Origin of the sequence: Ornithinibacillus sp. FSL M8-0202 (assembly GCF_037975285.1) — a bacterium.
Classification (GTDB): Bacteria; Bacillota; Bacilli; order Bacillales; family Amphibacillaceae; genus Ornithinibacillus; species Ornithinibacillus massiliensis.
This window is the reverse complement of the sequence record NZ_CP150248.1, coordinates 2,524,105-2,545,454: the sequence shown is the minus strand read 5'-3', so window position 1 is coordinate 2,545,454 and position 21,350 is coordinate 2,524,105. Positions and strand designations below refer to the sequence as shown.

The 21,350-nt window shown below is 34.8% G+C and carries 13 protein-coding genes and 2 pseudogenes; 2 read left to right on the top strand and 13 right to left on the bottom strand.

From position 1 onward, the window contains the following. Nucleotides 1-4: 4 nt before the first annotated feature. The 9 genes from MKY78_RS13045 to galU form a co-directional block, all read right to left on the bottom strand. A complete protein-coding gene (locus tag MKY78_RS13045) occupies nt 5-349 on the bottom strand; it encodes a hypothetical protein (protein ID WP_339213231.1) in 345 nt (114 codons plus the stop codon). 217 nt (nt 350-566) lie between these two features. Further along, the gene (locus MKY78_RS13040) at nt 567-1,973 is read right to left on the bottom strand and encodes an asparagine synthase-related protein (protein WP_339213230.1); all 1,407 of its coding nucleotides are present in this window, start codon (nt 1,971-1,973) and stop codon (nt 567-569) included. Nucleotides 1,974-2,126: 153 nt separating this feature from the next. Next, complete coding sequence (locus MKY78_RS13035) at nt 2,127-6,092, bottom strand: N-acetylglucosaminidase (RefSeq protein ID WP_339213229.1); 3,966 nt, start codon at nt 6,090-6,092, stop codon at nt 2,127-2,129. Between the two features lie 275 nt (nt 6,093-6,367). After that, nucleotides 6,368-8,230: a glycosyltransferase family A protein gene (locus tag MKY78_RS13030; RefSeq protein ID WP_339213227.1), complete on the bottom strand. Its 1,863-nt coding sequence runs from the start codon at nt 8,228-8,230 to the stop codon at nt 6,368-6,370. Between the two features lie 25 nt (nt 8,231-8,255). Next, nucleotides 8,256-9,035 carry a glycosyltransferase family 2 protein gene (locus tag MKY78_RS13025; RefSeq protein WP_339213226.1) on the bottom strand — a complete coding sequence of 260 codons (780 nt, stop codon included), beginning with the start codon at nt 9,033-9,035 and terminating at the stop codon, nt 8,256-8,258. Nucleotides 9,036-9,105: 70 nt separating this feature from the next. Continuing rightward, nucleotides 9,106-10,227, bottom strand: coding sequence for a glycosyltransferase (locus MKY78_RS13020; RefSeq protein ID WP_339213224.1), 1,122 nt, complete (start codon nt 10,225-10,227; stop codon nt 9,106-9,108). Between the two features lie 4 nt (nt 10,228-10,231). Beyond that, nucleotides 10,232-11,371 carry a glycosyltransferase gene (locus tag MKY78_RS13015; RefSeq protein WP_339213222.1) on the bottom strand — a complete coding sequence of 380 codons (1,140 nt, stop codon included), beginning with the start codon at nt 11,369-11,371 and terminating at the stop codon, nt 10,232-10,234. Nucleotides 11,372-11,831: 460 nt separating this feature from the next. Further along, nucleotides 11,832-11,936 (bottom strand): hypothetical protein, encoded by a 105-nt coding sequence (locus tag MKY78_RS13010; protein ID WP_339217907.1) that lies wholly within the window; start codon nt 11,934-11,936, stop codon nt 11,832-11,834. Nucleotides 11,937-12,003: 67 nt separating this feature from the next. Further along, nucleotides 12,004-12,894: a UTP--glucose-1-phosphate uridylyltransferase GalU gene (galU, locus tag MKY78_RS13005; protein ID WP_339213220.1), complete on the bottom strand. Its 891-nt coding sequence runs from the start codon at nt 12,892-12,894 to the stop codon at nt 12,004-12,006. Between the two features lie 200 nt (nt 12,895-13,094). Between galU and MKY78_RS13000 the strand changes: the two genes are divergently transcribed. After that, nucleotides 13,095-14,408 carry a nucleotide sugar dehydrogenase gene (locus MKY78_RS13000; protein ID WP_339213218.1) on the top strand — a complete coding sequence of 438 codons (1,314 nt, stop codon included), beginning with the start codon at nt 13,095-13,097 and terminating at the stop codon, nt 14,406-14,408. A gap of 116 nt (nt 14,409-14,524) precedes the next feature. Here the strand turns inward: MKY78_RS13000 and MKY78_RS12995 are convergent. Continuing rightward, a pseudogene (locus MKY78_RS12995) lies at nt 14,525-15,009 on the bottom strand (IS3 family transposase); the annotation flags it as partial. Here MKY78_RS12995 and MKY78_RS12990 point away from each other — a divergent pair. Continuing rightward, nucleotides 14,987-15,626, top strand: a pseudogene (locus MKY78_RS12990) (IS3 family transposase); the annotation flags it as partial. The pseudogenes MKY78_RS12995 and MKY78_RS12990 sit on opposite strands and share 23 nt — an antisense overlap. Nucleotides 15,627-15,835: 209 nt before the next feature. Here the strand turns inward: MKY78_RS12990 and MKY78_RS12985 are convergent. From MKY78_RS12985 to MKY78_RS12975, 3 genes are all read right to left on the bottom strand, one after another. Then, complete coding sequence (locus tag MKY78_RS12985; protein WP_339213216.1) at nt 15,836-16,918, bottom strand: MraY family glycosyltransferase; 1,083 nt, start codon at nt 16,916-16,918, stop codon at nt 15,836-15,838. A 289-nt stretch (nt 16,919-17,207) separates the two neighbouring features. Continuing rightward, entirely contained in the window at nt 17,208-17,903 is a 696-nt protein-coding gene (locus MKY78_RS12980; protein ID WP_339213214.1) for a glycerophosphodiester phosphodiesterase family protein, read from the bottom strand. 270 nt (nt 17,904-18,173) lie between these two features. Beyond that, nucleotides 18,174-21,260 (bottom strand): S8 family serine peptidase, encoded by a 3,087-nt coding sequence (locus MKY78_RS12975; RefSeq protein WP_339213213.1) that lies wholly within the window; start codon nt 21,258-21,260, stop codon nt 18,174-18,176. Nucleotides 21,261-21,350 lie beyond the last annotated feature (90 nt).

Sequence of the window (21,350 nt, the reverse complement as noted above, 5' to 3'; positions counted from 1 at the left end):
TATATTACCTTCCAATATTTTTCTTGAAGAATTTCCCTAATCCTCTTAATGGTGCCATCAGTTTCCACGAATTGCTATGTAAGATTTTATTATACTCTTTTAAGAAGTACTGTTGTTCTTGTGAAAGTTTATGAATCCTTGACTTGTAATACTCTGTCTCACTTTGGTACTTCCTAATTTGCTGTTCTAAATTGCGGTTACCTTCTTCCACTTTCTCTACATGATTTTCTAAATTTGATATTTCAAAATTTAATTTTAATAATTCATAATATATCTGTTGTTTCTTATTAATATTGTTAAATTCATCCTGAATTAAATCTTTAATGTTTTCCAATTCTATCACTTCCATTTACTAAGAATTATAACTAAGACCCACTTTCGTAATATTTAGTTGGTTTCACCCTTTCTCTTTAACAAAAATTAATTAATGAGGAGAATACTATGTAGAATTTCATTTAAATTAAATGAACAAAAAGACATAATTCGGCATAAAAATAAAACCTTTCTTTAGTATACCCTAAAGAAAGGTAAAAGGTTAGGTACTATCTTACAATTTAACTAACCCTTTATGAAACGATACCAATTCTTGAAAAATGTTCATCATAGAGGGCGGTTATTTTAACCATAATGTCAGCCCCTAATCTTTCTTCTTCAGGAAGACCTAGTGCCGATTCAAACAGTGGTCGACTATTTAGACCCACATAAGAATAAACTGAAGGATCCATTTCATTCAATACATTTGCCCCCCAAGTCCCCATTCGTTGTTCCCAATAGAATAAATCCCTTATATCTATATTAAAGAAGTTCTTATCATAATTTGCCTTTTGAATATAACTATTCGTTGACTCTAGTATAAACTTACTAAATTCTTCGCTAGGTTCTTTTACTTTTTTAGTTAGATACATTTGATAAAAGTCTTTTAACATATCCCCAGACAAGGGAGACTTATGCCTACTATAAAATCCTCGTAAGATTTCTCCACCCCAGCCCCGAATGAAAACATCGTTTTCTTCTACCACTTTAGCAATATGAACAGTTATTGCAGATGAACCCCTACTAAATCCGCCAGCCTTATTTGAAGCCTTTGCGACTCTTTTATACTCCTCTGTTTCTTCTCTCTTAGTAGCATCTAGATAAATATGCTCACTATTCAAGTATGTAACCATCTCATCTATTACTTCTTTTTCTCCTTCAGGAAGTCTGTTGGGATTCCAAGTTAAAAGTTTCATTTCACAACCCTTTCGCCTTAGTCCTGCAATCAAGGCCCTTGAATCTACTCCACCTGTAAGGCCAAGAATTAAATTATACTTTCGGATATATGAAGCAAATCTTTCAAAATAATCATCACATACAGTTAAAAATTCACCGATTGTTGTTGATTTAATTGGTTTTCTCGGCCAATATCTGATAGTCTTTCTCGTTTCGATATCATAATAATTATTAGGAATAAGTGATTTTATATTTACGTACATAGTTGAGTCACCAGGGAGATAGCCTGTACCCCTCATTCGGTATTCAGGTGACCTTTTGAAAGCACGGATATCCTCATCTAACTCATCCCCAAACATGGAGCCAAGTAACATAGAATGTGATGATATTCCAAATTTACCATCTTCTCGATAATATATAGTACGCGAACCGAAGGGATCATTCATTACCTTTATTCCATTTATATTAGAAAATAAGATTAACGCAAATCTGCCAGTAAGGTTATCAAAATCATCCCATGCGTCTTCCTTTAGCATGCGAGAGGTAATTTCAGAAATACCTAGTTCACCGCTGCATACAAAAACATCACCAATTATTAAAGAAGTTCCGAATTCTGTTTTTGTAATTTGATATTCTACTTCAGGGTGAATATGAATTTGGTATTGATTAACCTCAACTTTTTTCCAACCCTTTAATTCCACTTCATTTATACTATCCTTACTTTCATTAATGGCAAATCCAAATCGGAACGCATCATTCTTCATAAGTACATTTCCTCCTAGTTCCCTATCAAATAGGGATACAATCTTATATTATATCTAAGTAATTTTATTGTAGGGAAACCATATTATCTTGTCAAACTAAAAAAAGACCTAGGCTATCTTCTTTAATAAGAGAAAAACCTAGGTTTTTACATACTATCTATATATTGGGATATCTAGATTTAATACATAATAACCGACTTCTTTATATAAATTGTACATTGTATTAATCTGTTTTGAAGCCCAACCAACATCTGTTGCATACTGGTGATATGCGTAGCTATTTTTATCCATAAACTCTGGATTCCAACGCATTTTATATAAGGTATTTTGAACTGTATTAGCCTTGTTATTACCTTTTATATAACTTTCACCAATAAACTTAGCTCCACCCACAATAGCCTTATAAGGAGTTGTCCATCCCTCTATATAGGCCTTTTTTGCACCGCACTCAACCGGGCAACTATCATATGCCTCTATACCAAAGAAATTATAAACTGTAACTCCATTGTATTTTAATCCACGAGCTAAACTTGAAGTTCCAAATCCAGTTTCCAACATAGCATGTGATACTAGGTATAAGTCATTAACACCATTTATAACACCTGCATCTATAAATGCCTGCCCTTGTCCGTCAAAGTCTCCTTTCCCTCTTAGATAATCATTTAATACTGTGGCAGTAACTCCACTAGGCTTGGAAAGGTCTACAAATTGGAATATTTCTTTCTCATCATAAAGGAAATTATTAGGATCTAAATATTCTAATACATCATTTGCTGTAGCGTTTCTCCATGTTCCATAACTCACTTGGTGCCAATTATTCCCTTCACTTAAGATAGTAACTAATGAACCCTTTGTAATTGTTCCATAAACATGGCTATTTGAATTTGTATCTGCGTGTACATTCACATTTTGTTTAGCACGTCCTACCTTAGAATTAATACCAGCTAATGAACTGTGAACGTATAAGATTTCACCCTTATATTCAATCTTATACCATCTCGTACTACCGGAAAACGTATCACCTGATACATTACTATCAAGCACAATAAACGTTGTACCATTACCAACTGATATACGAACGTTTTCGCTATTTTTTAGACTTGTTGATGTTCGTAAATTCACACTATTTCCAGTAATCACTCCACCTTCAAAAATATCTAGATAGGAGCTACTAACATATGCAGGTGAATTTCTATATTTATCTGTTTGTGGGCTTGCATTCATTTGCATTCTTAATGCGTCTGAAAGGCTCAAATCATAATACGTGTATTGAATTAATTCCCTTGGTGGCATCTTGTTTACTTCTGCATATTCCAGATTAATAGCAGCACTTTCCACAATATATTTAGGCACACCTGGAGAACTGATAAGAATTTCATATCTGCTTATAGCACCAGAATAATCTTTATTTCTGTGTAATTTGGTTGCATAATCAAATAGATCATTTGAACTAGTAACCATACCGTCAACAAATCGACTATCATCTGGGTAAAATACATATCCTTCTAGATTATATTGGAATTTACCACTGACAGTAGAATTACTTTTAGCTAGATTATATAATTCATTTGCAGTAGGAACTTTCAAGTTTTTAACCGCATACCCTTTTCTCAGTTGTGCATCTAACACAATTTCTTTCGGTACACCTGGAGAACTTATGATTTTTTCATATCTATCAATAGCGGTTTTAAAGTCACCATTTTCTTGTTGCCTACTTGCCCAGATCAATAATGATTGGGAGCTCTCCTCTATTCCTAAAAGGAAACGATTATCACTAGGATATAATATATACCCTTTGATATAATGATCTAATTTTCTTGACGCAGAGGATTCAACCTTGGCTTCTTGTAAAATAGTTTCTGGTGTTGGTAAAGTTTCATTTTTCTTGGCGTATTCTAACTTCACTTCAGCTTCTGCAAACAAATTAGAATCCTTCACAGGTAAATTTAAAATAACATTATAACGTTGTAAAGCTACATCAAATTCTCCATTTTGATGCTTAGTAGTTGCCCAGTCTAATAGAGCTCTTGCGGATTCTATTACTAGAGATACTATTCTAGAATCCCCTTCATAAATCCAATACCCTTCAATGGCCGTATTTAATTTTCCTGAAACAGTACTTTCACTTTCAACAAAATGGTGATAATCATCTATTGAAGGAATGGAACTATTTGTATTCGCATACTTTAATAGTATACTTGCCTTTGTTTTATAAAGTGAAGGAACACCGTTTGTATCTATTAATTTTTCATATCTAGATACCGCATCATCATATCTCGATTGGCCATGATATTTGAATGCCAAATTGAATAACGTTTCTGAGCTTGATTTCAGACCCTTTTGAAAACGAACATCTTCTGGATAGAAATGATACCCTTCACTATTTAAGTCAAATAATGCCGATGCAGTCGTTTCTTTTTGTATTTGATTATAGATAATATCCGCAGGGCGTTTTCCTATTTTAGCATCTTCTAGTTTAATAGCTGTCTGATTTAATAGATTAGTAGATACCATTGGAGTAGAAAGTATCATTTCGTATCGATCTATTGCTATTTGATAATCACCATTGTTATGTTGAATTATAGCCCAGTCTAACAGAGCGGCTACACTAGAATTGATTCCATTAACAAATCGCTTATCTTCTGGATAAAAGTTATACCCTTCCACAAATAAACTTAGTTTATAAGAAGCTCTACCTTCATTAATAGCTTCATTATATATCGCATCGGCAGTTCGTTGATGATTCAAAGCATTTTCTTTTAGCGAAGATGTTTCAATTAATATTTCACCATTTAAATAAGGTGTAGCAAGTATCATGTTATATCTTTCAACCGCGATACTAAATTCACCTTTATCATGTTGGTTTTTTGCCCAGCTCAATAGTTGCATTGAAGAAGCATTTAATTCATTAGCAAACTCTGATAATTCAGGATAAAACAATAGATTTGTTTTACTTTGTTCAAAAATACTCGAAACCTTCGTTTGACTTTGATATTCCTTTTTCAACCAATCTATTGTTGGAATCAATTGCCTTTTTGATGCATAATCCAAGTGAAGTTTTGCTGAATCTTTTATAAGATCCGATACAACAGGAGCATCAAGAATCACATTATAACGATCAGTGGCTGTGTTAAAATCACGTTTTTGGTGTTGGCTTCTAGCCCACTTTAACAGTCCCAAGGCACTGCTCTCTATTCCATCTGAAAATCGCTTATCTTCAGGATATTCTTCATATCCTTGTATGAATAGTTGCAGTTTCTTTGAAGCACTGGATTCATTTATAGCAGCTTGATAAATTTCATCTGATGGTAATTTGTTCTGCTGTGCTTCGTTTAAACGAGACTGCGTTTTAGCGGCCAACGATTCCTCAATTCCATCAGTTTTTAAGATATGCTCATATCTATCAATTGCTTTTTCAAAATCTCCTATAACATGTCTGTTTAATGCATAATTAAATAGATTCTCAGCACTAGCTATAAAACCCTTCCTGATCTTCTCATTATTAGGAAATAACTTTACAGCAGTACTAAATGCATCAAACCTTCCAGAAGCTGTAGTTTCAGCCATTGCTTGATTATATACTGTTTCAGCTTCTGGATAGCTTGTCTCTTTTAAAGCAAAGCTTTTTTTCCACTGTGCTTCACTAATATAGGAATCTTGTATTCCTGATAATGAGATAATATAATCATATCGATTTAAAGCAGTAGTATAATCTCCTTCATTATGCTTTCTACTAGCCCAGTCTAGTAAATTCCTTACACTAGAATTATACCCATTAATAATTTTCTGGTTATCAGGATAAGCATGGTAAGCTTCTGAAAAAAGTCCCACTCTATTTGAAGCCGAGGTTTCACTCATTGCTTTTTCATACCATTCATCTGCAGTTAATTCGAGTTCTTCTTCCTGTAATGGTGTACTTTGTTTTTCGGATAACGCAGGTTCATTCTCTTCTACATTATCTTGATCTTGGTTATCATCAATATATTGGTCATCCTCAAGATGTTGGTTATTATTGTCCTCAGTATTTATTACATTACCTTCTTCATCAGATTCTGCATAAGCGAAAGTAGGTACTGCTAATAAAAACATTAAAAACGAAAGAAAAAATCTTTTTTGCATCTAAATCCTCCTATTTGTAAGTCTATTTATTCTTTCTTTCACATTAGAGGTCAAGGAATTATATAGTAACATTCTATTAATCTATATTTGTCACTTTACATAGTAACTCCATATTACCTCATTTAACTTCTATCACTATATTATTTTAAATCCTAATTAAAGTAAATGGGAATTACAATTATAAGTTTATAAAGTTTATAGATTTACTTGCATAAGAAAAGCACTCGGAGTTAGAATTCCGAGTGCTTTTCTTATTTTATTTATCATGCTATTTATCAATTAACAAATTGTTGGTAACTAATCCAATCAATAGTAGTTACGTTAAAATACCTTTTTACTGCCTCTTCTACCTTTGATTTTTCTTCATTCCCCATCTGCAATGCTTCATCCATAACAATTTCAATTCTGTTTGCCGTGATAATCGGTATATATTTTTGATATTCTTCTACTAATTTTGGGTTTGTGATAATCATACGTTCACATATAATGTTTTCCCCAAACACTAGCATTTGAACGTTATTACCATCAATTTTCGAGCGGTAATAGGAATTTATATCACGTTTTACAGTTAAATCATAGTTATACATTTGGACTAAAGCTAAATTCTGATCAACTGCATTCTTCTCCAGTATTCCGAAGATTTGACTTGTCCATTCATCATCAGCATATCGGAAATCAGATACTAGTATTGATTCAACATAACGTTGCTTTGCCCTATCAACTTTTCGCTTAGGTAACATCGGTTCTGGAACAGGAAATAATCTTTTTTCTTGAACAGGTGGATAATATAGGTTAACAGCATTTTTATGATAATATTCTAGGCTATCTACATATTCTTTTCTAGCACCCATGAAGTAACCATTATAACCGAATGCCGAACTTCCCGTGAGTGATGAAAGTGTTTGTCTTGGCAGCGATAGAGGTCCCGTATTTAAATCTACATACTTATCTTTACCAAACGTCTTAATTAGCCGTCTTTTAAACTCCCCATCAGCTGCAAAACGCACACTATCCCAGAAACCGATTGTTTCAATTACTGGCTTTCTTCTAAACATAATGGAGGACATGTTGGAAAAAATATACTTCCCACGGGTACCTCTACGATATACCAAAAAGTCCTCCGTTAACCTTGCATGTTCTGAAGTATTTGCGATAACATGCTTATTTTCAATTAAATGTTTTACCTGAATTTCAAGTTTCTTGGAATGTGACCAATCATCTGAATCATTAATCGTTACAAATTCTCCCGTTGCTTCCTTTAATGCGATATTTCTTGCAATATAAGGACCACTATTACTTGGGGTGCTTAATAACTTAACCCTGAAATCTTGATTCACATATTCCTGTACTACATCTCTTGTTCCATCCGTACTATTATCATCAACTATGATCAGCTCTATGTTTTGCCATGTCTGGTTCAAGATAGAATCAATTGCAGTTTTAATACCAATTTCTGCATTATAGGCTGGTATGATTACTGTGATTTTAGGACCTTCTGTTGCGTGGTCACTATTTTCACTCTTTAAACCGTCATAAATCGGTTGGTTCTTGTTAGTAAGAGAAATATGTGGCAGATCATAGATTTCATATACTTTATTAATAAGCACCAATTTCTGTTCGATATTTTCCACCAAATTCACCATTGCCAAATACAAATCTGGATGGTTATTTTTCTCTAACATTTCTTCAATCACTAATTTCGCCTTTTCAACTTCGCCAATACGACCTAAACATTCTGCTTTTATGATGGAAAGTCTTCTAATTTGATCTACATTTTTCTCACGATAACTTGCAACAGAGAAAAGAGGGAGCGCTTTTTCCACATCTTCTTTTGTGTTTTGATTTGCATACCATAGAATTAATTCCCATGCAACTAATCGTTTAATATAAGGATCATTCATATCTAAAAAGAATTTCTCCAGATCATGTAAGGCTTTCTCAGTGAATCCTAGATTATACAAGTAATACTTATAGGTCTCTATTTGCTCTCTATATCTTGCCTTTTTCCCTAAAAATATTTTCTTAAGCTTTGTTCTAACATCCGCCGATAACATCTCGCTTAAGGCAGACCTCTGTTTTTCTGTTAACACAGTAAAGAGAAACCAATCAAATGGTCCTAATAGAATTTCTTTAAGCAAAAAACACACCTCCGCTAACGTATGTTTACTTTGCAAACTTGTATTGCAGAGTATTGTAAATTCCTTTTAAGGCATAATGTAAAAAGTACCAAATGCTTTTTACTAGCCCTAATTTTTCAACGTTTCGATATACATACCACTGCCTCTTAGCGGCTTTCCATTTATTACGAGAGATAGAATTCTGTACAATTCTATATTTAGCAAGAACTTCTGCGTAGCCATATGCAGGAAATCCTTTTTTGGTTACTTCAAGCCATAGCGCATAATCTTGTCTTGTTCTGATATTCACCATTTCAAGTCCCCCGATTTTTTCCCTATCTAACATTACGGTTAGACATCCAATAACACAGTGCTTTAATAGATCCTTATAGACTACCTTTTCAGGCGCAATGGATATTGAATTTTTCAACTGGCCTTCTTCGGTTATACGAACATACTTTGTAAAAGAAAAAGCAATGTCTTTTTCTTGCATAAAGTGTAATTGTTTTTCTAATTTTCCAGGGAACCAAATGTCATCACTATCTAAAAATGCAATATATTTTCCTTTTGCATTTTTCATCGCAACATTTCTAGCAACTGCCGATCCGCTATTCTTTTCTAACTGGAGTAATTTAATTCGATTATCCTTTTGAGAATACGCTGTTATAAGCTCAATCGTTCTGTCTGTTGAACAATCATCCACAATAATCATTTCCCAATTAGAATAAGTTTGCTCAAGAACGGATTCAATTGTTTGGGTTATAAATTTTTCTGCATTAAATGCAGGAGTAATAACTGAAATTAAAGGGTTAGGATTTGTTGTCATTTTCTCCCCTCTTTTCTAATACCTTTGCTTTCCTATAAGAGACTTTTACATTTATACCAATAAAAAGAAATTAATGTAATAGCTCTTTATACCATCCAATAAGTTTTTGTTCTTCCACATTCCAATTTAGGCTCTCTAAAACGGCCTTCTTTCCATTTTCCCCCATCGTTCTAACTTCTTCTGGGTGAGACTTCAAATAATGGATAGCCTGCTTGATTTCGTCATCGTTAAATGGATCTACCGCTATTCCACATTGATATGTTTCCATAAAATCCTTCCATACCGGAAAATTTGAGCATAATATCGGGAGTCCTGCACCCATATATTCAAAAAACTTGGTTAATTCCTTTTTCATATAGTGCTCTGTAGGTGGAAATAATGCAATTCCTGCTAGCCAATTTTTACTTAGATAGCATGCTTCAATTCTTTCCTTCTGAACAAATTTATCAATACCTTCAAAGACCAAGTTATCCTTAGTATCTTTTGCTACCTGATACATTTCGTTCGCTACGCTACTAGAACATTTCCCTACAAAATGCACCTTAATGGATTCATCAATCGAAGGGATTTTAGCATGGATCAGTGCCCCTCTAACATGGGTCACATTTCCCGTATATAATAATTCACTTTCTAGTATATCGTTAACTCGTTGGTGATGAATCACATTTTCATTTATCGTAGGGTAGTTTAATATACATCTTCCCCTTGGATAGATATCTTTATAATACTTTTCAGCCAAGCAAAGCTCGAATTTCCGACTAAAAAAGGCCTCCATAAACTTATACGTTTTGGCAATAATCTTTTTTACCGGTTTATTTATATAATCCTTCTGTAAAATACTAGTAATATAATCTTCGTGTATATCATAAATCACTACATTATTCTTTTTCTTTAACAGCCACGCTACCGGTAATAATTCTGGGTCGTGAAAATGATATACATCTGCATTTAACTTCTTCGCTTTTCTATATGCATCTATGGTACCTAGTATCATCCGTTTCAATCGGCTACCATACTTCTTTAACTTTATATGATTGATATCCCCAGTACTTGAGGCTTCTTCCGCCTCTTGAGCAATTAATGTTACATCAAAACCAGCTTTTGCTAGTGATTTACATTCTTTATGAAAAATCCTAGGATCATATGGATGGTGTACTGTTGTTAAGTGAACCACTCGTTTAGGCATACTCATATTATCAACCCCTACCTACTAACCTTTGTTCCTTTAAAGTTTCACGGAAAACATCCTCATATTGTTTCACTATTTCTTTCGCATCAAATTCACTAGCTCTTGCTAGCCCATTATTTATCATGACAAATCTCTCTCTATCGGATAGAGTTAGCACTTCATACATTTTTTCCGCCATATCTCTATCATTTCCTATTTCACATAACCTACCATATTGTCCATCCGATAGAACTTCAACCGCACCTGGTTTGCAATTCGTTGATACAATTGGTACACCGGTTGCTAGTGCTTCCGCTAAAACATGGCCAAAACCTTCTCTTAATGAAGACAACACGAATAAGTCTGCCTTTGAAAAGTAAATATAAGGATTCTCTCTAAAGCCTAGAAAGAATATGTGGTCATCTATATTTAATTCCTTAGCCTGTTTTTTCAGGTCCGCTTCTAATGCACCTTCTCCAAGAATGACCAACTTTACATTTAATTTTTCTTGTACCTTCGAAAATGCATGAATCAGCGTCTTTTGGTCCTTGTCGTTAACAAGTCTCCCTGCCGTTATGATTACTTTAGATTGGCCATCGAAAATCTTCTCATGGTCCGGACTAATTTGACCTTTTCTTACATGTTGCTTAATTACGTCAATATCGATTGGATTATAGATAACGGTAATGTTTTCGGATGGTACTTTATAACGATTCGTTATATTTTCTTTTACACCCTTAGACAATGAAATAACTCGACTGGCTAATTTATATAAAAAGCCGACGAGTCTTAATTTCATATTCGAGGCAGTAGTACCACCTAAAAAAGCCGCTTCCCTTACAATGTTCTTTGCTCTAGTAAATGAAAGTACCCTTGCTAGTATGGCTACTATATTGTAATTCGGAATAGTACTAAATACTAAATCTACTTTTTCCTCCCGGATTAATTTGGCTAAAGGAAGAATAGCAGAGCGTAGTCTTTTCGTTTGTAATTTTATAAATTTAATATCCTTATTCAAGTAACTCTCATAGCTACCATCATAATCTAAGGTGACAAGAATTGGCTCAAAGCTCTCCCTGTCTATATGGTTCACTATGTTTAACATCGTTCTGGCTGCACCACCGGCTCCCAGTTGATAAATGAAAAATAATACTTTTTTCTTTTCCATTGTTAACAGCCTTTCCATATCTTTTGGCTTTTTTAATAGCAAATACTCATGGAATTATACCACAGCAATTGAATTTTATAAATTATTGTCGAAAAGGACTTCCCTTTATATTCATTATAAATTTAAAATCTACCGAAATTAATGAATGTGTGATAAATTTTAGATGAAGTTCACTTTCCTACGTCTCATTAGAGCAGTCAACTTTTGTAGATCATAAAGAAAATAAAGAGTGCAGAGAAATTGTATGATTTCCCTACACTTCCCATAAATTATATCTTCAGCCTGAATAAAATTTTTAATTTTTGGCAATTATTTATTAAATGGTTTCCTTTTTATAACGCCCTACACTCCTAATATTAATTGGACCCCCACTATAATTTGCTGATAACCTCTTTTAAGAGTCCATTATCCATCTGCATAATTATTGGTAAAGTACACATTGCCACTAGCAATATTTTTTTTAAGAAGTTCTGTTTAATCCTTCCTCATAGATTGGACTTATTCCTTTGTTAAGTGTTTCAACTTTTTCTTTATTTACGTCTATATAGGTAACGGCATGACCCACTTCTACAAAACACACTCCTGTGACAAGCCCTACATCCCCTGTACCTATTACGCTATATTCAATTCTTTCACTCCAAGCTTCTTAATGAATCAAGCTTTAATTGCATGTATTTTTTTACATCATCATGTAAATCCGAACGGTTTAAAGCAAAATCAATCGTTGCCTGAACAAAGCCTAATTTATTTCCAACATCATAACGCGTTCCTTCAAAGTTATACGCCAGCAGCTGCTCTGATTGGTTTAATGTAACTAATGCATCTGTAAGCTGAATTTCGTTATCTTTTCCTGGGGGTTGTTTCGCCAAAATAGAAAAAATAGTTGGTGATAGAACATATCTACCCATGATTGCTAGATTAGACGGCGCTTCCTCTTGTCTTGGCTTTTCTATTAAGGTTTCAATAGCCGTTATTCGAGATCCATGCATAGTACTATCTAATGGCTTAATCACTCCGTACTTTGAAATTTCCTCCATTGGTACATCATGAACACCAACAACCGAGGACTGATAGGTTTCATAGACATTAATTAGTTGTTTTAAGGTAGGCTCCGCTGATTCCACAATATCATCACCTAATAACACAGCAAAAGGCTCATTTCCTACAAAGCTATGCGCACATGCGATGGCATGCCCTAGACCCTTTGGTTCTTTTTGTCTTATATAATGAATATTAGCAAGGTCGGATATCGCTCGTACCATTTCAAGCGTTTCGAGATCACCTTTGCTAGATAGTTTTTCCTCTAGCTCATAAGATATATCAAAATGATCTTCAATTGCTCTTTTTCCTCTACCAGAAATAATAATAATATCTTCAATCCCTGAAGCAACTGCTTCTTCTACAATATATTGTATTGTGGGTTTATCTACTATTGGTAGCATTTCCTTCGGTTGTGCCTTCGTAGCTGGTAAGAATCTTGTACCTAATCCAGCCGCGGGAATGATTGCCTTTCTTACCTTCATCTTCATCCACCTCATAGCAAGTTTAATTATTAAAAGTTTATCATATGTGTTTTTTTAATCCAATTTATTAGAAGTTACAAATCCAATGCATAGAACCACATAGTATTGTATAATAGAATTACTTTACGAGGTTATGATATAGTTGTATAGTATTTTTTATGGATAGATATTAATACTAAAAATAAAGGACGGGAAACTATATGAGTTTATTTGAAAAAATAAAATCAAAAGAAGAAAAGATAGCCGTAATCGGCCTAGGATATGTAGGCCTTCCTTTAGCAATTGAGTTTGCTAAAACCTATGATGTAGTAGGCTTTGATATTAACCAAGAAAAATTAAATAAATACCTTAGTGGGATTGATATAACGGATGAAGTCGGGGATGAAGCCGTTAAAAATACAACGATGAAGTTTACGAATGATGAACGCGATTTACAAGATTGCAAATTCCTCGTTGTTGCTGTTCCTACTCCAATCAACATTGATAAAACACCGAACTTAAAACCTGTCATTGGCGCTAGTGAAATTGTAGGGCGCAATCTTTCTAAAGGTTCTATTGTTGTTTACGAGTCAACTGTTTATCCTGGTACAACAGAGGAAATTTGCTTACCTATTCTTGAAAAAGAATCTGGCTTGAAGCTAGGTGAAGGCTTTAAACTTGGATATTCTCCAGAAAGAATTAATCCAGGTGATCGAGTAAACACGCTTACTAAAATTATTAAAATAGTTTCCGGTTCTGATGATGAGGCTCTTCAAGAAATCTCTAAAGTATATGGTTCTATCATTGAAGCTGGGGTGTATGAAGCTGAAACTATTAAAGTTGCTGAGGCAGCAAAAGTAATTGAAAATTCTCAGCGCGATATCAATATCGCTTTCATGAATGAACTTTCTATCGTTTTCAATAAAATGGGAATCAATACAAAAGCTGTTCTTGAAGCAGCTGGAACCAAGTGGAACTTCTTAAAATTCACTCCAGGACTTGTAGGTGGACATTGTATTGGTGTGGATCCATATTACTTTACTTACAAAGCCGAACAACTTGGCTACCATTCACAAATCATCCTTTCCGGTCGTAAAATTAATGACGATATGGGGAAATATGTAGCAAGTAATATTATTAAACAAATGATTAAGGCTAAACAAGACATAGATGGAGCTAGAGTTGCTATCCTCGGTATTACCTTCAAGGAAAATGTTGGGGATGTGCGTAATACAAAAATCATCGATATTATTACCGAACTTCAAGAATATGGTGTAGACGTACTTGTGCATGACCCTATTGCTGAAAAAGAAGATGTATACCACGAGTATGGCATCGAACTAATTGAAAAAGATCAATTATCCGATATCGATTGTGTCGTTTTAGCAGTTCCACACAAAGTGTTCATGGAATCATATGATTTAGACATGCTTGCAAAATTATATAAAAATGATAAAAAAGTCCTTGTTGATATCAAGAGCATTCTCGACAGAAAAGAATGTCAAGCAAAGGGCTATCAATATTGGAGCTTGTAATAAGAAAAGCGTAGGGGTTGAGCTAGATAACTTTTATATACTTTCTTAATCCTGATATAAAAAAACCTGTAAAGCATTATAAAATGTACCCTTTGTAAAGGACATTTAAATAAAGACTAGGCTGCATTAAGAAGATGATTTCTGTATAAACAGGGGTCATCTTTTTTAGATTCCATTATATCTATAGTGGTTGTAGTACGTCATATATTGCTTTATCTCTCTTTATAACTCTTCTAGGGTAGTACATGTTTCTATAGAAGCTTCATCTTTAAAATGACCAAAGAATGATTCCTGTGGAGCGTTATCCCAACAGTTTCCTCTTCTTGACATAGATTGGCGTAATCCAAGTTTCTATACAGCCTTTTGAAAATCTGGATAAGTATAATGGACTCCTTGATCTGAGTGGATTAATGCATCCTTTACTTTCTTAAAGTGTTTATTTTTTTAGTTTTTTTAGAGTGTCCGTGGCTAGATCAATGGTCATCCGTTTCGAAATATGATAGACCAATAATTCTCCTGTAGAGCCATCTTTAATGGCTGATAAATAAGCTTTTTGACCCTTACCGTAAAATAAATAAGTGATATCAGATAGAAGAACTTTTAGTTCAAAAGGGATTATCTATACTGAAGAATTTAAACATATTTTTATAGTAGAGAATGAAAAAGGTAAATTTCCAAGGGAGATATTTGAGGAATGTGGATTTGATATAGAAGTGATTGGGATAATGCGAGTTGAATCTTCAAGTAAAGATGGCGTGCTGCTTATCGGGAAAACGGTGTATCAGGGCTCCGTGATTCACGAAAGGGGAACTCCGGAAGACCTTCAGAAAAGGAACTTAATCTAGAAGAGAAATATGCAAGATTAGAAGCCCAACACAATTTATTAAAGGCAGGAAATGAACTTCTAAAAAAGATACGATTTGCAGAAAGGGGGATGAAGAGGAACCAATAACCCTACCTCAGGATTAAAAGTTCATCCTTATCCGTTAAGTAATAGAGATGTATAACCTTAAGAATATGGTGAGCTATTTATGTGATGTAGCTTGTGTATCCCGTTCTGGTTATTATAATTATTTTTCTGAAAAGGCACAAAAAAGTAGAAACGTAAAAGAAGCTAAGGACGAGAAGATAAAAGTGATTATCTTGAAAACTTTTCATTTTAAACGTCGTAAGAAAGTGGCACGTCAAATCAAAATGACTTTGGCACAATTTAACATTAGGGTTACCAGAAAATGCTTTAATCTCTTCCTCTGTAAATATCTTTTTACTCATTCCTACTTTTCCCCAATCCGCTATTTTTTCTTAATTATACAAAAAAGTACCCTATAGGTAGACTTTTTTTAAATGTCTACTCTATAGGGTACTTTTTATTATTACCAAGCCTTACATGTTTTTTTTATTAATAGCTCTATTCCCAAAGGATAATTTTACTCTTCCTGTTTCTGTCCCCTTCGCTTAAATAACTTCTTAACCAGATCCAATACGGGGCTCTTTCCACCGAAAACTAGTCCAGCGATTTCCGCTAAAACATGCAACAAAAAGAGCAAAATCACAAAAATAAATAAGTTCGTTGTAATAGTAGCTTCGTTAAATATAACAGCCAACGTGCCAAAGACTGCACTTATCCCATAAAGAATAAGAACTGTTTTTCGATGACTATAACCTGATGCTAAAAGTTGATAGTGGATATGCTTATTATCCGGCATCATGATATTCTGCTTATTCAACATTCGCCTCAATATGGTGAATAATGTATCAAATATTGGTACTGCTAAAACAATAATCGGAATCACAAAACTAAATAACGCAATATTTTTAAACAAACCTAGAATTGAAATTACCGCAATCATATATCCTAAGAAATTTGATCCAGTATCTCCCATATAAATTTTGGCAGGATAGAAGTTATGATACAAAAACCCAAAATTAGCTCCAATTAAAACGATACAAAAATAAGCTACTAATAAGCGTGAATCAATAATTGCCATGATAAACAAACTAATTAGGGCGATAGAAGTAACCCCTGTTGCCAAACCATCTAATCCATCAATTAGGTTTATTGCATTCGTAATCCCGACTACCCATAATACTGTTACTAGCACACTCAAAAAGCCTAATTCGACTTGTCCAATAAATGGTAGTGTAATTCGTTCGATTATCAATCCACCAGAGATCAATAAAGAAGTTGCAATTAATTGTCCGGTTAGCTTTGCTATTGGACGAAGTGTAAATCGATCATCGATTGCTCCAGTAATGATAATTACTATAGCTCCACAAATAATTTCAAATAAAAATTCATCTTGAGGCTGTAAGTATAGCATGCCAAGAATAGTTCCGATAAATATCGCTAGACCGCCTAGTCTAGGTGTAACCTTTTTATGTATTTTTCGCTGATTTGGTAAATCTACTGCACCAACCTTAACTGCAAACTTTTTCACAGGAAAAGTTAACAGAAAAGTAGAAAGCAAAGCTATGATAAAAGCTATTCCTAGATCCATAAAATTGAACATAGCATTCTCCCTAACAAACATTTTCATGATATCCGTATGTAGAATTATATCGAAATAAGGAATCTGTGGCAAATTTATACTATATCGTGTCTCGCTTTAGGTATTACGTGATAACTAGAAAAAACCTCCTCTCTACCATATGAGAGGAGGTTTTTTTCCTGTTAAATTCTCACGTATTGTACCGTACGGAAGTTTCTCCATAGCAACAATAGCATAAGAGGTAAAAACAGAATAAAAACGAAAATTTTCACTATAAACTTTCTTTTTGTAAACATAAGTTATTTCCTTTCTATAAGGAGATTTCTTTATATGTCTCAAGTTCATCTGTTGTAATAAGAATAGATGGATATTGCTTCATTTTCTTCATTTCTTCCTTTGAATTTATCGTCCAAACCACTAACTGAACACCCATATTCTCACATTTTCTTATATGTCTTTCTTTTATCGCATTATATTTTACCGCAAAATAATTAGCATTTAACTTCTGAATAAGTCGATAGTGTGCTCTCCGCACTTTGTTTACTAATGGACCTATTTGTATGTCATCAGAAAGCTTGCGAAGTTTGCGTAACGCTTCGTGATTAAATGAAATAACATAAGTCTGGTCTTCCATTTCAAGCTTTTTAATTAGCTCATAGACTTTTTGCTCTATCCCAGGATAAAGCTTTGGCTTCTTTAATTCAATGGAAACCATAATACGGTCTATTGCTAGTTGTAACGCTTCTTCGAGAGTAGGTATTTTTTCATTCGTGCTAATCGTAAACTTCTTAAGTTCCTCAACCGTGTAGTCACGAATCTCTCCAGTTCCATTCGTCATCCTGTCAATCGTATGATCATGCATGACAACAGGAATACCATCCTTACTCATATGAACATCTAATTCCATATGAGAAAATCCTAAATCAATCGCGGCTTGAAAAGACGATAGTGTATTTTCTGGGTAGTTCACAGGATAACCTCGGTGAGCAATACCTCGAATCGTCATTAAACTTCCCCCTCAGTCTACGAATTCCCACTTGTTACTACAAGTATAGAAATAGACTATTAAGTGTATATGGAGAGTTTGTGAAGAGTGTGTAAATTAAAGAAAAATTCGGAAATTGACAGGCTCCTACATAATTAAATGAAGAAAAACGAATTTAATGATAGTTTGCGCTTCTTTTAGAGGGTTTCCGTTTGAAGATGTGTTTTCTTGTCACCATAAGAAAAACAGCTCCATGCCCCGATTAGCATAGAACTGTTTTTTTTGATACGTTTATTGTAATACCTTCACTTTACCCTTAGCCTTCCCTTGTGGCCCCATCACTCTTTCATAAGCAGTGTTACCTGCATTGTCGGTAACTGTTACTTCTACTACTGAGCTTGGATGAAGATCTGTAATGAGATGTTGTGTTGCCCCTTCAGGAATTTCAATAGGCTCTCCATTTACCTTGATTTCAAATTCACTTACTCCACTTCCTTGGCCATCTTCTACCATGATTAACGCTTCACGCTTACCGCGTTGGATATCAGATGTTACGGTTGGAGCCTGTGTGTCTAATAATACTGGTATCTCAATTGATTGTTCTCTAGCGCCTTCATAGTCAATTACTCCAACTGCTTGTAGGTAGTATAGACCATCTGGTGCTACATTACCATCAATCGTTCCATCCCACATCCAATCGGAAGAAACCTTATAATAGGATGCTCGACCAGAATCATAGTAATCTTTACGTATATTCGATTCCTTGTAAATTGTTTCTACAAGATTACCATCCTTATCTAGAACATTGAAGCTAACTTCCTTCGCATTTCTTAAGAATGATAGGATTAGACCTACATCATCTCGTACACCATTACCATTTGGTGAAAATGCTAGATTAGTAGCGTCTTGACCTAAGTAGTCATATGATCCTTGTTCTCCATTAACTGTTGTTACTACACCCGTCATTTCATAATATGACATTGGATCCCATAATGGAGCATCAAAGATTGGTGCCTCATCCCACGCACCTTTAAATCCTACATAAGGTACCGTTAGTTCTGGGTTAGTGTCTGTTGGATCTGTTAACGTAACAAATCCTTCTAACCAATAACCACTAGTAAAGATGGTTTGTAAATCTTCATCCCACTCGCTAACATCAATCGTAACTTCAAAGGTGGTTGTACCATTCGCTGGGACCTCCACTGTACTACTTGCTTTCCCATTTACCGTTGTAACTGCACCTAAATCAAGGGCACCCAATAAATTCGGTGCTGTAACCATAAATCCAGAAGCACTTACTGGTGTATCCGTTTGTGCATTTGCACGTACCTCATAGCTTACAGCTTCATCCGAATAGTTTTCTGCAGTTAATTCAAATGTAACTTGGTTATCAGCAATTTCTTTCAATGCAACTTTTGCTTCACCTGTTTCAGCATTTGTCACTACTACAGGAGTTGAAAGTGCAGAGTGAAGTTGCATTAAGCCGGCACCTTGACGACGCGGCGATACGAATGCCCCATCAAACTCTACAGGAGTAGATGTATTCATTAAAATGTTCTTAGCTAGTTCAACTCGATTTCTACCCTCAAATCCAAATTCATTATCTACACGTTCCAACACTAAAGCACTACCACCAGAAACATGTGGAGCTGCCATAGACGTACCCGATTTCACACCATATTCACCATTATTTAATGTAGAGTAAATTTGTCCACCTGGTGCTGTAATTTCTGGTTTGAAATCCAGGTTCGGCGTTAATCCCCAAGATGAGAATTCACTCATTTGTCCCGCTTCTGCATTTGGTACAGATGTTTGTTCCCCAGTAAAGGTAACACTTGCAGCTTGTCCATTTAATAGTGCTTCTCTTAGTTTGTCACCATCTGCCTTCGATAAGAAGACCTGTGGAATCACTATTTGAGGATCTGTTGCCATACTGACCATGCCATCTGTATTATTATATACAATAACACCTGATGCTCCTGCTTCTTGTGCATTTAATGCTTTCGTTACAAAGTCTATCTCTCCACGCTGAACGAGCGCATATTTCCCTTCCAGATCTTTCCCTTCATAATCTTCTGGGTGACCAAGACCTGCTTCTACCAGTTCATACGTATTGCCTACTTCTGGATCTGTTTGGCTTGAAGACATATATGCCGCAACGCCACTTTCTCCACCTTCAATTGCAAATTGTAATGCATCAATTGTCATGAAACTATTTTCAAACGACGCAACCTGTAATGAATCATATGCTAAGCCTGGCGAACCACTAACCCCATAATCTGGATTAGATGCATATGGATAGAAGAACCCATCAGCAAACAATGCAGAGTTTCCAGCAGAAATAGACATGACAATACCATTTTCGACTGCTCGGGTAACAGCTAATTGCTCTGGATTCTGACTATCTACAAAGCCAGATGCTGATCCTAAGCTCATATTTAATACATCTGCGCCTAATTTAATCCCATCATCAATGGCCGCTATGTAGATGTCTCCATACGTATATTGCATACCTGGGTCGTTCCCAAATACTTTAAAGTTTAAAATTTGTGCATCTGGAGCAATTCCGTCAATCCCGCCATTAGCCTCACCATTTGCACCAATAGTACCAGCTACATGCATACCATGTGAGGATGCACCAGGATAATTATCTGTATAATTATGGTTTTGATCCATATAGTTGTATCCATAAGGAACCTTTTCTGTGTAATACTTACCAGGTAAACCCTCTGATTGTATCTTTTGGTTTACATCTTCTTCAGATAAGGCTACAGAAACACCTTCTGAAAGCACCATATCTTGGTGAGTATGATCGACACCAGAGTCAATTACCCCAATAACCATACCCTCTCCTTTAAAGCCATAGTCACGCCAAGCTTGCTGTGCTTGTACTAATTCCTTACTATTGGCCATATCCGGTTCATCAATTGGTCGCTCATATTTAGTTGAAATGACAACACGTTTTACATTAGGAAGTTTTTCTAATTCCTCCATGTCACTGTATTTCACTTCAGCACTAAACCCATTCACCACCGTATCAAATTCATGAAGGACCTTTGCATTGATTTTCTTATCCTTCATTGCCTTTTTAGCTTTATTTTTCTTTTCTTTCGCTTCATTTAGAAGCTTCTTCTTCTCAGCTACACTTAAGTCACCAAACTTTTTCCCTTGTTTTGTAGCTTTTTCAATCGGTGCCTCACCGTCTATTTCAACCGTGACACGAACGATTTCGTTAGGATCGATTGTTTCTGCTAATTCCTTGGAAAGATCACTCTTTTCAAGGTTACGATCAACGACAATGTTACCCGGTGCTGCAAAGGTAACCGTACTAAACGCTAAAAGAAATATTAAAGATAATACCGAAATCCTCTTAAGCATTTTCTTCCTCCTCTAAAAAGTTTTGACTTAAGTCTTTAGCTCCCCCTATTAAATCTAGTAGCCTAAAAACTTAGTAACTCTAATAATAGA

Excerpts from the sequence above, each read along its gene's own strand:
- MKY78_RS13045 (WP_339213231.1), bottom strand. The coding sequence starts at position 349 with ATGGAAGTGATAGAATTGGAAAACATTAAAGATTTAATTCAGGATGAA.
- MKY78_RS13040 (WP_339213230.1), bottom strand. The coding sequence starts at position 1,973 with ATGAAGAATGATGCGTTCCGATTTGGATTTGCCATTAATGAAAGTAAG.
- MKY78_RS13035 (WP_339213229.1), bottom strand. The coding sequence starts at position 6,092 with ATGCAAAAAAGATTTTTTCTTTCGTTTTTAATGTTTTTATTAGCAGTA.
- MKY78_RS13025 (WP_339213226.1), bottom strand. The coding sequence starts at position 9,035 with ATGACAACAAATCCTAACCCTTTAATTTCAGTTATTACTCCTGCATTT.
- MKY78_RS13020 (WP_339213224.1), bottom strand. The coding sequence starts at position 10,227 with ATGAGTATGCCTAAACGAGTGGTTCACTTAACAACAGTACACCATCCA.
- MKY78_RS13015 (WP_339213222.1), bottom strand. The coding sequence starts at position 11,371 with ATGGAAAAGAAAAAAGTATTATTTTTCATTTATCAACTGGGAGCCGGT.
- galU (WP_339213220.1), bottom strand. The coding sequence starts at position 12,894 with ATGAAGGTAAGAAAGGCAATCATTCCCGCGGCTGGATTAGGTACAAGA.
- MKY78_RS13000 (WP_339213218.1), top strand. The coding sequence starts at position 13,095 with ATGAGTTTATTTGAAAAAATAAAATCAAAAGAAGAAAAGATAGCCGTA.
- MKY78_RS12985 (WP_339213216.1), bottom strand. The coding sequence starts at position 16,918 with ATGTTCAATTTTATGGATCTAGGAATAGCTTTTATCATAGCTTTGCTT.
- MKY78_RS12980 (WP_339213214.1), bottom strand. The coding sequence starts at position 17,903 with ATGACGATTCGAGGTATTGCTCACCGAGGTTATCCTGTGAACTACCCA.
- MKY78_RS12975 (WP_339213213.1), bottom strand. The coding sequence starts at position 21,260 with ATGCTTAAGAGGATTTCGGTATTATCTTTAATATTTCTTTTAGCGTTT.